This window comes from Oceanobacillus salinisoli, assembly GCF_009733865.1.
Lineage (GTDB): Bacteria > Bacillota > Bacilli > Bacillales > Amphibacillaceae > Oceanobacillus > Oceanobacillus salinisoli.
On sequence record NZ_WOFB01000002.1, the window covers coordinates 278327 to 293518 of the forward strand.

The window sequence follows — 15192 nt, forward strand, 5'->3', positions numbered from 1 at the left end:
ATTCTCCTTTTGGAATTATTATGATTAGAATATTCCGTTAATTGGGACATTTCTCGAAGGACGAGCGATTACGGGTTTCTGTTTTTTCCAGTTTTTATGTCGTGACAAAAGTTAGATTATAGTTTAAAATACTATACTAACTATTCCTATATTCTTTTTATAAATGTTATTGAGACATTTGATTTGCGGATGATAAGGAAAAAAACAAAAGAAATTTTTTTGGCATATTATAGGCATATTAATTTCCAAGCTGCTGCAGATTGTCATACAATAGCAGTAACATAGAAAGAATGAATGGTTAGAAAAAGCAGGTAAACGAGAAAGAAAATGAATTCTTTTTAATGTATATAGATAATGGTGAAGTTATCTCTTCCACCTAACTGTTTATACTTTAAAGTTTAGAAAGCGAAGTTAAACGTTTTTCTATAAGAAGGGAGAGAAAAATATGGATATAGAGAGAATCAATGAAAACACGGTGAAATTCTACATCTCTTATCTTGACATTGAGGATCTTGGGTTCGAGAGAGAGGAAATCTGGTACGACCGTGAAAGAAGTGAACAACTTTTCTGGCAAATGATGGACGAAGTAAACTACAAAGAAGATTTTAATGTGGATGGTCCATTGTGGATTCAAGTGCAAGCTCTTGAAAAAGGATTAGAGATTATCGTTACAAAAGCCAAAATAACAAAAAATGGTGAACTTCAAGCAAATGATGCTATTATGGACAGTCACTTTGAAGATAAAATTGAAAACTTCCTTGAGGATAAATTTGGAAAAAATGTTGCAAATGATGATGAGTTCATCGAAGACGGCATGTGGATTATTGCAGATTTTAATAATTTTGAAGACGCCATCCAATTGAGCCATTATTTCCAGGATGACACAGATAGTGTAGAGGAAACACTTTATTTCTATAATAATAAGTATTATCTCTTTATGGAATTTTCTCCTGAATTGCTTGATGATCACCTTCAAGAGGATTTAATCAGTCAAGTATTGGAGTTTGCAAACGACTCTGATATGTCCATTCATGTTTTGGAAGAGTACGGTAAGAAAATCTTTGAGTATAATGCGTTTGAACAAATTAAATCTTATTTTCCAGCACAAGTATAGGCACTCGTTATTAAAGCGGGTGTCTATTTTTCGTGTTAGGAAAGTTACATATAGTTAAAAACAATAAAATTTATGTAAGAGGTTTTGCTAAAAGAAAATGCAAACTCTAAAAGACATGAGGTGGGGGCTATGATGATTTTGGTAAGGAATTTTCTGTAATATTGCAGGATATTTGACAGATGCTGTCGAAAGCTTGTAGTAGGAGGTGGTTGTAGCTATGCTGCAAGCTAAATTAGAAAATGGTAATTCGTTTACACTCGTTCATTTGACGAAGGAAGAAATTGAAGGGTTAAGGAAAAAGCAAATTAAATTTTATTGTCCTGTTTGTAATCAGTCAGTTCTTATCAAAGCCGGTTCAAAAATGATTCCGCATTTTGCCCATTATTCAAGCAGAGATTGTCCATCCAATGAGAGTGGGGAAGGTAAATACCATGAAAAAGGAAAACTGCTTTTATATAACTGGCTTAAACATAAGGGATTAGACGTATCCCTGGAAGAATATATTCCAAGTATTAGCCAGCGTCCGGACTTTTTGCTGACTATACATAGGAAACGAATTGCGTTTGAGTATCAATGCGCAAGGATTCCGCCTCAGCAGATCCAAAAACGCAATCAAGGTTATATCTCAGCCGGTATTACACCAATATGGATTTTAGGTGCTAATCGCTTTGAGAGAAAAACAGGAAACTATTTTAAACTCGATTCTTTCACACAGCAATTCATCCATCAATTTTCATCAGAATTACCTTCCGTTCTTTATTATTTTTGTCCCCATACCCTTCAATTTATCTCCATTCAGGACATATTCTTGATAAAACATGGACAGGCAATTGGAAACATAAACGTAACTGATATTAGAAAACAGCATTTTAAGAATCTGTTTACTCTTTCCCATCTACCAGCTAAGAAATTATGGATGATATGGGGCAAAGAAAAGGAACGATTTCGACTGCGGCCAAGAAAGAATTTATATGGAAATGAACTTGCGTGGCATCAGTGGCTTTATTTAAAAGGGTCGCACATTGAATATCTGCCATCCATCGTTTATTTGCCGATTTCCGCTCAATATCGAATGAAGTCCCCACTATGGGACTGGCAAAGCAGAATATGCTTAGAGGTTCTCGAACCAATGACAGTAGGAAGTGTATTTACCTTACATTCCATTGAATCTCTTCTAAGAAAATCCCTTCAGTCATCCTCCGTTTTTCCGTTAATTCGCTCCAATGACCACCCAATCAAACAATATTTACAATTGCTAGCTGATCTTGGCATAATAAAGAAGCTGTCGAATCATACGTATCAAAAGGCAAAAAGCGTGGACGGTTATCAAAATATTGAGCAGTCTTTAAAGGGAGATAAAGAAATAATAAATCAATTAAAAAATTAGATAGGAAGCAATATTCAAGCATGAATTTTATATATTTCGTTATACTAAATAAATAGAGAAATTTAAAAGGAATTTTTAAGAGAATCTAGAATTATAATGGGTAATGGAATAAAGGAGGAATTACAATGGCGAAATCGACAAAAGAATTACCGAAGCGAGAAGAACTTCCTTTAGACAAGACATGGAGATTGGAAGATATTTTTTCGGCTGATGAGCTTTGGAAGGAAGAATTTGAGAAGTTACAAAAGGATATACCCGAAATAACAACGTATCAAGGGAAGCTGTCTGAATCAGCAAATACCCTATATGAGTTACTTAAGCTTCAAGATCATCTTTCGGAACGGCTAGGGAAGTTATATACATATGCACATATGCGATATGATCAGGATACAACCAATTCCCATTATCAAGCGATGAATGCCCAGGCAGAAAATGTGCTGACACTTGCATCTAGTTCCATGAGTTTTATCGTTCCAGAGATTCTGGAAATGGATGAAGGGAAAATTGAATCTTTTATAAAAGAAAAAGAAGAACTTAAATTATATAGAAAAGTATTGGACGAAATTACACGTCAGCGACCTCATGTATTAAGTGAAAAAGAGGAAGCGCTGCTTGCGGAAGCGTCCGAAGCATTGTCAACCGGTTCACAAACCTTTGGCATGCTGAATAATGCCGATTTAACTTTCCCAGCTATCAAGGATGAAAATGGGGAGGAAGTAGACCTCACACATGGCCGTTACAGCCGGTTTATGGAATCCAAAGACCGCAGAGTGCGCAAAGATGCTTTTAAAGCTATGTATGATACGTATGGTAAGTTTAAAAATACATTTTCTTCTACGCTTGGCGGAACGGTGAAAACTCATAATTTCTCTGCCAAAGTACGAAATTATGAATCTGCGCGACAATCCGCATTAGATAACAATAATATTCCTGAAGAGGTATATGATAATTTAGTGGAGGCAGTTAATGAAAAACTCCCATTACTGCATCGCTATACGGAACTACGCAAAAAAGTGTTAGGTGTAGAAGAATTACACATGTACGATCTGTATACACCATTAGTTAAAGATGTAGAAATGGAAATATCCTATGAAGAAGCAAAAGATTATGTGATGAAAGGATTAAAACCTCTTGGAGAGGACTATGGAAAAGTTCTTCAGGAAGGCTTTGATAATCGCTGGATTGACGTGGAAGAAAATAAAGGGAAACGGAGTGGAGCATATTCTTCTGGTGCTTACGGAACCAACCCATATATCCTGTTGAACTGGCAGGATAATGTAAATAATATGTTTACATTAGCTCATGAACTTGGGCACTCCCTGCATAGTTATTATACGAGAAAACATCAGCCATTCCGTTATGGAAATTACTCCATTTTTGTTGCAGAAGTGGCATCCACTTGTAATGAAGCATTGCTGAATGATTATATGCTGAATAATTTAGAAAACGAAAAGGAAAAACTTTATATTTTAAATCATTTCCTGGAAGGGTTCCGTGGCACGGTATTCCGTCAAACCATGTTTGCTGAATTTGAGCACGATATTCATAAGAAGGCACAAAATGGTGAAGCATTAACAGCTGATAAGCTAACAGAAATTTATTATGATCTAAATAAAAAGTATTACGGTAATTCTACCGTATCCGATGAAGAAATTGGTCTGGAATGGGCAAGAATTCCACATTTTTACTACAACTATTATGTGTATCAATATGCAACCGGGTATTCTGCAGCAACATCATTAGCTAATCAGATCCTCACAGAAGGGGATAGTGCTGTGGAACGTTATCTTGATTTCCTAAAAGCTGGTAGCAGTGATTATCCAATTGAGGTTTTGAAAAAAGCTGGAGTAGACATGACATCAAAGCAGCCAATACTGGATGCGTTGGATGTTTTTGAAGAGAAGTTAAATGAAATGGAAAAATTACTGTTAAATCAATAATAAGGAAGGGAGTAGGTACCTGCTCCCTTTTAAAATTAACTTGTTTTAGAGCACGATACAACTTGGATAGATATAATTATTCCTGGTTTGATAGGCAGGGGTATTCATTAAAAATAAAGTAGCCGGTTTTTCAAAACGATAAAGTGAACTTTTTGTGAATCCATACACAAAAAGGTTGCAAGATGGGCTTGTACTTGCTATGATATATATGTAAGTTTATTACACAAACAAATACCCCTTTTGTTTGATCATGAAACTTTCTCCCATCCCCCTTTGTATTTATACAAAGAACGGAAAAAAAAGGATATGCGCTGCCCCGCATATCCTTTTTTATGTAAAATTTAGTCAAAATGTAGGTCCAACACATCTAAAATTTGAATGCCCCAAGTATAAGAAAAACGAACACAAATGTGTTCCTCCTGTTACAAGCCAAAATTAAGGTCTATGTATAGTCTTATCTCATTCTCCTTCGATATGATTTTTGATTAGTAAAAGAATAGATTGTTAAATAAATAGAAATAAATAATAATGGCAATGTAATATAAAGTGGCATTAATTGCATTAAACCAAGAAGGTTAAAGAGGAATGCAATAGCAGCTAAAACAAGAAAAAAAATTGGGTAAAGTTGTTGCAACAATATTCACTCCTTCCCATGGATGTTTTTCTATCTTATGTATATGTAAAAGAATGGTTAGTAGAAGTGAACATTTTGTGAATCTATGAACAAAAGGATTGCAAGATGAGCTTGTACTTGCTATGATATATATGTAAGTTAATTACAAACAAATACCCCTTTTGTTTGATCATGAAAACTTTCTCCCATCCCCCCTTTGTATTTATACAAAGACGGATTAAAGGATATGCGCTGCCCCGCATATCCTTTTTTATTTAAGGCTGTTCAGTATATTTCCAATATGTTCCCTGTTTCTCATGGATTCTATCGACCTTTTGTCTGAACTGCAGTTTTTTCATTTCTTTCTCTGTTTTTGCTAAACTCCAATCATATACAATAGAAATTTCTTTACTGCCAACTATATCATATTTTTTTAAGAATTCTTCCAGTGGAGGCTTCTCCGATGGAATTGGGTTAATTTTTAAAGTTTCCTGCAAAATAAATTCGTACACTTCATATGGGTAAAGTCCAGCTATTTTAATGCCTTGCTCATCCTTGGAGTGATTAAAAAAGACAATAGTAGGTGTGTCATCAATTTCCATTTCATGAGTTAAATGCACATCACACTGAAATGCTTTTTTTGCTGAAGTCGAATAAAGATCCTCTTCAAATTCTTCCATGTCCAAATTTGCTTCTTGGGCAATCTCCATTAAAATATGTTCTTTAGAAATATCAAGCCTCCGTAAAAAGAGATATTCCTGTATTTTCCGCAAAAAGGCTTTTCCTGCCTTTTTTCCTTGTATTTCGGCAGCTTTGATGGCAAGAGATACCATCCATGGGTTGGAAATAGACTTTTCTAATTGGGTGTCAAAATTTATTTTCGTTTGTTTCGTTTTTGTCCAAGGATCTTTCAGTTTGATCGATTTGCAAAAATTTTCTCGATTCATGGAAATACTTACAATTGGCTGGGTGGTAAAAAATCGCCCATATTCTAATGTTAGCTTTTTTAAATAAGGCTCAAAATACCAGCATTCTGGACAAAGCGGGTCAATAAATACATACATTTCAATCGGTTTTGGATTATGGTTTTCAAGATAGTCCCGGTTCTCCGATGTGCTTGATTTATTAGACTTCCTTAGCCCAGTTTGATCCCAACTCACATCGAATTCTCCTTTCTATCAATCTGGTGTATTCATCATATGATTTGCTGTTAGGGTCAATTTTTCAAACATCACCGTACGATATGGTTCCTGAATATCAGCTTCCTTAAGTGCTTCCTCCATACACGCAAGCCATGCATTTCTTCTTGTCGGTGTAATAGGAAAAGGCAAGTGACGACGCCGCAGCATAGGATGCCCACGCTCCTCTTCGTAAAGCCTGGGACCACCAAAAAATTGTGTAAGAAATAATGTTTGTTTCCTAGCAGTTTCTGTTAAGTCATCCGGGAAGATTGGAGTCAAATCCGGGTGCTTCCCGACACGTTTATAAAAAGAGGTAACTAATCGATTTATAGTGTCAAAACCGCCTATTGCATCATAAATATTACCATGTTTTATCTCTTCCATTATGATTCTCCTGTCCCCATAAATTGGTACGGCCGATTAAGATGCCCTTTAGATTGGAATGTGTTTAATACTGTATAAAAGATTTCTTATATTAAAAAATTTGATTCTTAGCTTGATTTTTTACAGTGATTATATATATTTTAGCAGGGCTACCTCATTCTGGGCAACCAATCCAAATTGGGGCATGATAAAAATTACCTATACTGGAAAGGATGCAAAAAATCTTTCAATTTTGTTAGGTGTGTTTTTTTTCTGAATATGAAATTCCTGCAGTAATGCATCAAAAGTTTGAAGCCCTGTATGTTTATCCTGTGCTTCTAATTCAAATTCAAAATCTTCTTTTTTATTATATGTACTATAGTCCAACACAATGAGGACATCTTTGTAGGTAACCTCCCGGCGCTCCGTTGTTAAACTTCCATAATAAACAAGGTCCTCTAGTTTAATGCCCAGATTCTTTAATTGTTTGGATGTATTATATTTGGGAATGATGTTCCCGTTCATCCATTGCTTCGCTTCTTCTTCGGTCAATTCATCATGTGTTTCCTGTAATCCTAATTCATGCGGCTCTTTTAAGGTTAACTGATATTTGCCTGCTTTTTCTCTAATTCGTAGTGCACTTCCTTTGTCTTTTAGAGAAAAGTTTTTTGTTTCAAAATAGTAATTGGTTTGCTTCACACTATGTTTCGGAAATGGCAACTTATACAATAGTTTCTCGAATTCTTCTTTGGTCAATAAATTTTTAAATTCAATTTCAATTTCTTGTGCCATGAATAAATGCGGCCTCCAGTATAATGAAAATATATTATTAATGATTATCGCCAATAAAGCGCAAATTTGCAAAGAAAAGGAATCCCGCTAGTATGTTAAAATAATATAAGCTATAATTTGATTGAACTGACTGATACATAGGAGTGTGTTTTACATGAACTGGGACGCATTGCTTGCTCCTTATAAGCAAGTAGTTGAAGAATTAAAGGTTAAATTAAGAGGGACTCGTTCACAATTCGAATATGAATCCAGCCATTCACCAATCGAGTTCGTTACAGGAAGGGTAAAACCAGTCCCAAGTATACTGGAAAAGGCTAAAAATCGAGGTATTCCATTAGAAAATATAGAGAAAGAAATATTTGATATTGCAGGTGTACGGGTGGTTTGCCAATTTGTGGATGACATTTATACCATCGTAAAAATACTTCGCAATCGGGATGATTTTACAATCATTGAAGAAAAGGACTACATAACCAATAAAAAAGACAGCGGCTATCGATCGTATCACATGATTATTGAATATCCGGTGGAAATGGTGCAGGGAAGAAAACTGGTATTGGCAGAAATTCAGATACGTACATTGGCTATGAACTTTTGGGCAACAAATGAGCATTCATTAAACTATAAGTATAAAGGTAGTATTCCATCAGAAGTGAAGGCGAGATTACAGCGTGCTGCGGAAGCCGCTTTTAAATTAGATGAAGAGATGTCCAAAATCAAACATGAGATACAGGAAGCACAGCGGATTTTTCATCGGAAATAGGGCACTTATTACGTAATTGGAATAATAGGGGAGGCGAAAATAATGAAATTTAAAATTATATCCAAAGGTGATAAACGCTCTAACAAAATTAAATCGACGATAAAGCAATATTTAACCGACTTTGAGTTGGAATACAATCGGGAAGAGCCGGATTTGGTTATCTCGGTTGGTGGTGACGGAACGTTTCTTGAAGCATTTCACCGCTATATACATCGTTTAGACAAAACGGCATTTATAGGGGTACACACTGGTCATCTCGGATTTTATGCGGATTATACACCGGATGAATTGGAAAAGCTGATCATAGAGATTGCTAAAACACCGTTTCAAATTGTAGAATATCCGTTGCTGGAGGTCATCATCCGTGGGAATTCCAATGAGAAGGAAGACCATTTGCTTGCATTAAATGAATCAATGATAAAAACGGCAGAAGGATCGGTTGTATTCGATGTGAAAATTAAAGGAGAACATTTTGAGACATTTAGAGGCGACGGGATATGTATCTCCACCCCATCTGGAAGTACGGCTTACAATAAAGCCTTAGGCGGTGCAATTATCCATCCTTCCATTGAGGCGATTCAATTAACGGAAATGGCTTCGATCAATAATCGTGTATTCCGAACAATTGGTTCACCACTAATATTACCTAAACATCATACATGTTTGCTGGAGCCAAAAAAAGACAAGAGTTTTCTTATTTCAATCGATCATTTCACACGAACTTATCATGATGTGAAATCCATTCAGTGCCGAGTTGCTAAGGAAAGAGTTCGCTTTGCCCGATTTAGGCAATTTCCGTTTTGGAATCGTGTTCGGGATTCCTTTGTTGCAGATGATAAAGAGTAGATATAGTGAGGCTGAATTATGATGAAATGGGTAATAACATCAGAACATGAAGGGATGATGATTCGTGAGTATTTAAGACTAATCCATGCCTTTTCAAGACGAATTCTGATTGCGATTAAGCAAGACGGACATATTCTGGTAAATGGTGTCCCACAAACTGTCCGACATCTTTTAAAAGCAGAAGATGAACTGGAAATTATTTTTCCGAAAGAACAGATCGGCTCTTATTTGAAGGATGAAGATATGGAGTTATCGATTGTTTATGAGGACGATGCTGTTATTGTAATTGATAAACCAGCTGGAATAGCTACCATTCCTTCTCTGCATCATCCTTCGGGTACGGTAGCTAATGGGGTTTTATCTCATTATTTGAAAAACAGTATTCCATATACTGTCCATGTGGTAACAAGGCTTGATCGTGATACTTCCGGATTATTATTAATTGCCAAGCATCGTTATAGTCATTCGTTGTTGGCTGAAGCCCAGCAAAACGGAAAGGTCAAACGAACATATGAGGCAATTGTAGAAGGAAATGTATCGAGAGACAGTGGTACGATTGATGCTCCAATCGACAGGAAAGAAGGCTCGATTATTGAGCGTACCGTAAAGAATACTGGAAAACGGGCTGTTACCCATTTTAAGGTAGTCAAGCGGTTACATGACCACACACTTGTCCACATTCAATTAGAAACCGGAAGAACTCATCAAATTCGTGTCCATTTTTCCTATATGAATCATCCATTAGCAGGGGATGATTTATATGGAGGAAAAACGGAACACATTCCTCGTCATGCTTTGCATTGCTATGAGCTTTCTTTTGAACATCCATTTTCAAAAGGGGTAATCCGGCTGCAGTCTTCATTACCAAAAGATATGCAATCGCTCCTTAATCAAATGAATTAAATTTTTCTTCTACTAGTGGCTGTTCAGAGCGGACAGCAACTAGTTTTTCTTCTGGCAGCTGAAATGCTGTTAATTGGTTTCCAAAAACACAGCCCGTATCAATGTTAATCGTCTTATTCATGATTCGCGGTTTTTTGACTGGTGTATGACCATAGACAATCCAGCGGTCTCCATGATAGTTCTTCGCCCAATCCCGGCGAACGGGGCGACCGTCTGGATGGGTCTCTCCGGTTACATCTCCATATAAGACAAAGGATTTTACCTTTTTGTCGTTTCTTCCTATTAAATCTTCACGAATACCAGCATGGGCTATAACTGCCGATACTTCAGGAATTTCCAAGTAAAGAGGTGCCTCCTCATATAGTGTTATAAATTGTTTGCTTATGCTTTTCTGTTCTTTTGCTGGTAATGCCTCATATTCGGCGACTGTTGTCTCCAGTCCGTGTTTTTTCTGCACATTATTTCCTAGGAAAAATCGATATAATTTGTTACAGTGATTACCCGGGACATATTTTGCTTTCTGATGTTGCACAACCATTCGATATACCAGTTTAATAACGGCAATTGAATTAGGTCCGCGATCGGTCAGGTCGCCAACGAATACAGGAATCCTTCCCTCAGGATAGATATATATGCCGCTTTGTTTATCGTACCCAAGCTTTTGAAACAATGCATGTAATTCATTGATACAGCCATGAATATCACCAATTACGTCAATTTTCATATCATTTTCTCCTTTTTCGACGTTAAGTTTAATAAGTAAATGAAATTGGATTATGATTTGTTTTTATACCACTATACACGAATGGATGTTTTTTTTATAATATAGTATAAAAGTGTCGTTTTTTATACTATGGTTATGGTTAAAAGATAATACATGTTTCATTTTTGGACTGTTTTCTTAAAGGTTTTCGTTTATGACATATTTTATATAAACTCCTGACTAAGTAGATACTGCTTACCAACCGCTACGGAAATACACTACGCTAATTTTGTGCTTTTATATTTATAACATTTTATTTAGCCAAATAAATTTTAGCATAGCCTACCATTATTAAAATGGTTGATTGGAGCGGAGGGCAGTCGACTCCTGCGGGAAAAGCACGTGTCTAGACCTGAGCAGCGGCGGTTTTCTTCCCTAAGGTGTGTGAATGCCTGGAGAGAAGTCAACAGTGCACTTACTTAATCAGGAGTTTGTATCAAGTGTGAATAAAAAGGCGATGAAGTATACGTACGTAAAGAGCTATTTTTTAAATGGTTTTGTTTCAAAAAAAATAAGGCGGGAATAGGTCTATAGTCTCTATGGATACAAAACCTATAAATTGTAAAAAAATGCGAGTCTTTCTAAAAGAAGAAAGGGGGTATCCCTTTGGAAGAGATACAAAATAAATACGAGGAAAAATATGAAGAACAGTTTAAAGCACATTGGGATAAAGTGTATCAAGCATTAAACCAGGAACAAACAGATGAGTTCAGAGAAGAGTTTCTGGATATGCATCCATATGATCAATCATTGTTTTTCATTGATCAATCGAAAGAAAAGCGAATGAGAATTTATACTTATTTATCGCCTGATGAACTCGCTGAGATTATGATTAACATCGATTTGGAAAATACACCTGCGTATTTTACGGAGATGAATCCGCGACTTGGTGCAATGATCTTGTCGGAAATGCCTGCTGATGATGCAGTGGATATTTTTAATGAAATGGATAAAGAAGAAGTTGTCAGTTTTTTAACGATGATGGATAAAGAATCCGCGGATGAAATTAAACACTTGCTGCATTATGAAGAGAAGACTGCCGGGAGTATTATGACCACCGAGTTTGTCGCTGTTTACAAAACACAAACAACAGTAGAAGCGATGAAGCAATTAAAAAAAGAAGCACCTGACGCTGAGACGATTTATTATTTATACGTTTTGGATGATGATAAGCGCATTGTTGGAGTATTATCTTTACGCGATTTAATCATAGCAGAGGACGATATGAAAATAGAGGATTTGATGAGTGAAAAAATTGTTGCTGTATCTGTCGCCAAGAATCAGGAAGAAATAGCCCAGATGTTCCGAGATTATGACTTTCTTGCACTCCCTGTTGTCGATTTTCAAAATCATTTATTGGGAATTATTACGGTCGATGACATTCTCGACGTTATGGAAGAAGAGGCGAGTGAGGACTTCTCCAAATTGGCGGGTATCACCGAAACAGAACATCCAAACGACAGTGCGGTTGCTGCGGCAAAAAAACGGCTGCCATGGCTAATAATTCTTCTGTTCTTAGGAATATTCACGGCTAGCCTAATTGGTCAATTTGAGGAAACGTTGAATCAGGTTGCAGTATTAGCCATATTTATTCCGCTAATTGCGGGGATGGCCGGAAACACAGGTACACAGGCACTTGCAGTTGCTATTCGTGGACTATCCAATGGAGATTATGAAAATGAAGGAAAAATACGATTAATCATGAGGGAAGCAACCACAGGACTGATAACCGGAACTGTATGTGGTATTGTTATTGCGGTTGTCATTTTCTTCTGGAAAGATGATATTTTTCTTGGATTTATCGTCGGTGTCTCCATCATGGCCTCATTAATTGTAGCAACCTTGGCTGGATCGCTTGTACCTATTATAATGGATCGTCTGAAAATTGATCCGGCCGTAGCTTCCGGTCCATTTATCACAACCATTAATGATATTATATCTATTTTAATTTACTTTGGAATGGCTACGACCTTTATGGATTATTTGATGTAGGAGGATCTCTTTTGAGAGATGCTCTTTTTATTTTATAATAAAATTCCTCCTGGGCAAATAACACACTTCGATAATTAGGTACATATACTACTTTAGTAAATTGTTATGGAGGGAGAGATAGTTATGGGTAGAGGGAAATTTGCTAATGACCCATTACTTTTTATACATCAGGCCAAAACGAGCAAACCGAAAGCACCAATGCAGGACCGTTATATGAGTCCTAAGAAAAGGGAAAATAATATTAACGAAAAAAGCAGTACAGAAGAATCGACGAAAGAGATTCCCAGGAAAAGATATGCTTCTAAAAAGCCACTGAAACAGGCGTCTGCTATGGAAGAGGAAGCTAAAGACGAGAAAAATGAACAGCAAGAGCGGAAGCAGTTTAAAGACATGACAATAAAGGAACGAATTGAACATTTTGCAAACACATCCCAATATGCTCCAAAGGTGAGATGTGAAGTGAAAACAGATAAAAAGTCATTTAAAGGAATTATTAGTTCCTTTAAAGATAATAAGGTTGAAATGCAAATTGGAAAAAGAGTCTTTCAAATTCCTTTTGACGAAATTAAAGATGTACGATTACTTGGATTTTAAATTAATATTTCATTTAAGTTAGTTATAGGGCGATTGCTGATGTAAAGGCCGTGTCCTTGTTGTATTGAAAAAACGTGAATATATTTTTTATCCAAACAAGCATTTGTAAAAAATAAGGCCTGTTCGTAAATTTTGTGCTTTTTAATTTTGGTAGTTGATGTAAATTCTGAGGTAATTTAGATGATATGTTTGAGTTACATCTACTGCTGCAGAAATACACTACGGTTCTCGTGCGCGGCTGGTTCTACGTGATCGAATGAATTCAGAAATTAATCAAAAGGTCACGTAGACAGGTTCTACGTGACCGAATGAATTCGGAATTCAATCAAAAGGTCACGTAGACAGGTTCTACGTGACCGAATGAATTCGGAATTCAATCAAAAGGTCACGTAGACAGGTTCTACGTGACCGAATGAATTCGGAATTCAATCAAAAGGTCACGTAGACAGGTTCTACGTGACCGAATGAACTCGGAATTCAATTAAATAGTCACATAGACAGGTTCTACGTGACTGCATGAACTAGGGTTTCAATTAAAGGGTCACGTAGAGAGGTGCTACGTGACTGAATGAACTCGGGTTTCAATCAAAGGGTCACGTAGAGAGGTACTACGTGACCAAATTGAGATCAGGAATCATTGAAAAGGTAAGATGACTCTTTTCCCGTAGCATACTCCATATATTCCTTCGCTATTTTTGTGCTATTATACTATTATTTTTTCTAATCCCAGTCGACACTTGCGGGAAGGCGAAGACGATGAGCCCGCGGAAAGCAACTGTGCACTATACTAGGGCGAGTATATGTTTAGTGGCAAAAGCAATAATCTTTCACAAAATAGCTAAAAATAAAAAAAACACCATGAAAGTGGATAGCCACTTTTCAATGGTGTTTTTAAACATTGGTTTCCTGTCACGATGCAGCTCTATAAGAATTATACAATTATATGAACAAATTTTTAAATGACAAATTAGTCGTTATTAAATACGCTGATTGCTGGCAGGCAAGTTACATGGCAGAAGCAATCAAGGTCAACAGTAATGCAAATTCCAGTTGCTTCTAAGTCTTTTGTGGATTGATCTGTTGGGTCTTTTAAGTCTCCATGGCCGCAAGTTTCCCCATCTGAAAGCAATAGCTCAAGTACGGCACAGTTATCTTCATCTACAGATTTAACACGGAAGATGAAGCTTGCTACAATATCACCGATACCAAGTTCATTATTCTTGAATTTTCTTTCAGCACCGAAACCTTTAAATGGTTTGCAGTCTTTACAGTATAGAATGACTGGTACAGTGTCCAAACCAGTTGTTGGATCAGTTTCTCCCAATAAATCACTAATTGATTGTTCACAACTTGTGTCACAACAATTCTCAACAATATCGTCTTGTGCTTCCACTATATCTTTTAGAATGTCTGCAACACAATTACCTGAATCAAATTTTTTCCCACAACCCATGATTTATATCTCCTTTCATTATTTGGTTAACTTTCCCTAATAGAATATGTGGGACTACGCTGATGGTGTGGGCATTTATTGATATTCTGTGGAAATTAACCTTCAGAAAGATATCCAAAAGCCTATCAAATAGCTTGATTTGCTAGGTAAATTGGGAAGTTAAACGAAACAAACAACCATTTTTCAAAAATCATGCTTTTCCGGTTACACTTTGTCCGTCATATTACATAAACTACTGTAAATCACAAGAAAAAGGGGAAGGGTGCATAGATTGAAGAATCCCGAAGAGAACCCGTGGCTTAAAAATTTAAGAATTATTGAAAAGCATTTAGAGAAGAATGAGAAGTGGTTCCAGCGTCCCGAAGAGAAAATGAAGTCATTCGAAAAAGATGCAGTAAAATGGAATGAAGAATTTACGAAAAAGATTTCTAAGGTGGAAGCAATAATAAAGGAATTGGAAAAAAAGATGGAGCAATAGGTTTAATTTT

General features: G+C 36.3%; 15 protein-coding genes. 9 read left to right on the plus strand and 6 right to left on the minus strand.

Annotated features, from left to right (window positions below):
• Positions 1 to 445 precede the first annotated feature (445 nt).
• The 3 genes from mecA to pepF all read left to right on the plus strand — a co-directional run bounded on the left by mecA (position 446) and on the right by pepF (position 4441).
• Positions 446 to 1114, plus strand: coding sequence for an adaptor protein MecA (gene mecA, locus GMJ66_RS03160; RefSeq protein ID WP_156288886.1), 669 nt, complete (start codon positions 446 to 448; stop codon positions 1112 to 1114).
• A 217-nt stretch (positions 1115 to 1331) separates the two neighbouring features.
• Positions 1332 to 2501 (plus strand): competence protein CoiA, encoded by a 1170-nt coding sequence (locus tag GMJ66_RS03165; protein ID WP_156288887.1) that lies wholly within the window; start codon positions 1332 to 1334, stop codon positions 2499 to 2501.
• Between the two features lie 125 nt (positions 2502 to 2626).
• Entirely contained in the window at positions 2627 to 4441 is a 1815-nt protein-coding gene (pepF, locus tag GMJ66_RS03170; RefSeq protein ID WP_156288888.1) for an oligoendopeptidase F, read from the plus strand.
• 454 nt (positions 4442 to 4895) lie between these two features.
• On the opposite strand, the gene GMJ66_RS03175 is transcribed toward pepF, so the two are convergent.
• From GMJ66_RS03175 to GMJ66_RS03190, 4 genes are all read right to left on the minus strand, one after another.
• A complete protein-coding gene (locus GMJ66_RS03175) occupies positions 4896 to 5075 on the minus strand; it encodes a hypothetical protein (protein ID WP_156288889.1) in 180 nt (59 codons plus the stop codon).
• A gap of 254 nt (positions 5076 to 5329) precedes the next feature.
• Positions 5330 to 6214: a ClpXP adapter SpxH family protein gene (locus GMJ66_RS03180; protein ID WP_156288890.1), complete on the minus strand. Its 885-nt coding sequence runs from the start codon at positions 6212 to 6214 to the stop codon at positions 5330 to 5332.
• A gap of 18 nt (positions 6215 to 6232) precedes the next feature.
• Positions 6233 to 6619 carry a globin domain-containing protein gene (locus GMJ66_RS03185; protein ID WP_156288891.1) on the minus strand — a complete coding sequence of 129 codons (387 nt, stop codon included), beginning with the start codon at positions 6617 to 6619 and terminating at the stop codon, positions 6233 to 6235.
• 198 nt (positions 6620 to 6817) lie between these two features.
• Positions 6818 to 7390: a CYTH domain-containing protein gene (locus GMJ66_RS03190; protein WP_156288892.1), complete on the minus strand. Its 573-nt coding sequence runs from the start codon at positions 7388 to 7390 to the stop codon at positions 6818 to 6820.
• Between the two features lie 154 nt (positions 7391 to 7544).
• On the opposite strand from GMJ66_RS03190, the gene GMJ66_RS03195 reads away from it, so the two are divergent.
• From GMJ66_RS03195 to GMJ66_RS03205, 3 genes are read left to right on the plus strand one after another with little or no spacing between them, the layout of a single operon-like run.
• Positions 7545 to 8153, plus strand: coding sequence for a GTP pyrophosphokinase (locus tag GMJ66_RS03195; protein WP_156288893.1), 609 nt, complete (start codon positions 7545 to 7547; stop codon positions 8151 to 8153).
• Positions 8154 to 8195: 42 nt separating this feature from the next.
• Positions 8196 to 8999: an NAD kinase gene (locus tag GMJ66_RS03200; RefSeq protein ID WP_156288894.1), complete on the plus strand. Its 804-nt coding sequence runs from the start codon at positions 8196 to 8198 to the stop codon at positions 8997 to 8999.
• Positions 9000 to 9020: 21 nt separating this feature from the next.
• A complete protein-coding gene (locus GMJ66_RS03205) occupies positions 9021 to 9902 on the plus strand; it encodes an RluA family pseudouridine synthase (RefSeq protein WP_156288895.1) in 882 nt (293 codons plus the stop codon).
• Here the strand turns inward: GMJ66_RS03205 and prpE are convergent.
• Positions 9886 to 10626: a bis(5'-nucleosyl)-tetraphosphatase PrpE gene (gene prpE, locus GMJ66_RS03210; RefSeq protein WP_156288896.1), complete on the minus strand. Its 741-nt coding sequence runs from the start codon at positions 10624 to 10626 to the stop codon at positions 9886 to 9888. The genes GMJ66_RS03205 and prpE overlap by 17 nt on opposite strands.
• Positions 10627 to 11271: 645 nt before the next feature.
• Here prpE and mgtE point away from each other — a divergent pair.
• Complete coding sequence (gene mgtE, locus GMJ66_RS03215; RefSeq protein ID WP_407939190.1) at positions 11272 to 12657, plus strand: magnesium transporter; 1386 nt, start codon at positions 11272 to 11274, stop codon at positions 12655 to 12657.
• 123 nt (positions 12658 to 12780) lie between these two features.
• The gene (locus tag GMJ66_RS03220; RefSeq protein ID WP_197046585.1) at positions 12781 to 13251 is read left to right on the plus strand and encodes a CotO family spore coat protein; all 471 of its coding nucleotides are present in this window, start codon (positions 12781 to 12783) and stop codon (positions 13249 to 13251) included.
• A 967-nt stretch (positions 13252 to 14218) separates the two neighbouring features.
• Here the strand turns inward: GMJ66_RS03220 and GMJ66_RS03225 are convergent.
• Complete coding sequence (locus GMJ66_RS03225; RefSeq protein ID WP_156288898.1) at positions 14219 to 14704, minus strand: CotY/CotZ family spore coat protein; 486 nt, start codon at positions 14702 to 14704, stop codon at positions 14219 to 14221.
• A 271-nt stretch (positions 14705 to 14975) separates the two neighbouring features.
• Between GMJ66_RS03225 and GMJ66_RS03230 the strand changes: the two genes are divergently transcribed.
• Positions 14976 to 15182, plus strand: a complete 207-nt coding sequence (locus GMJ66_RS03230) for a hypothetical protein (protein ID WP_156288899.1) — start codon at positions 14976 to 14978, stop codon at positions 15180 to 15182.
• The last annotated feature ends 10 nt before the right edge of the window (positions 15183 to 15192 follow it).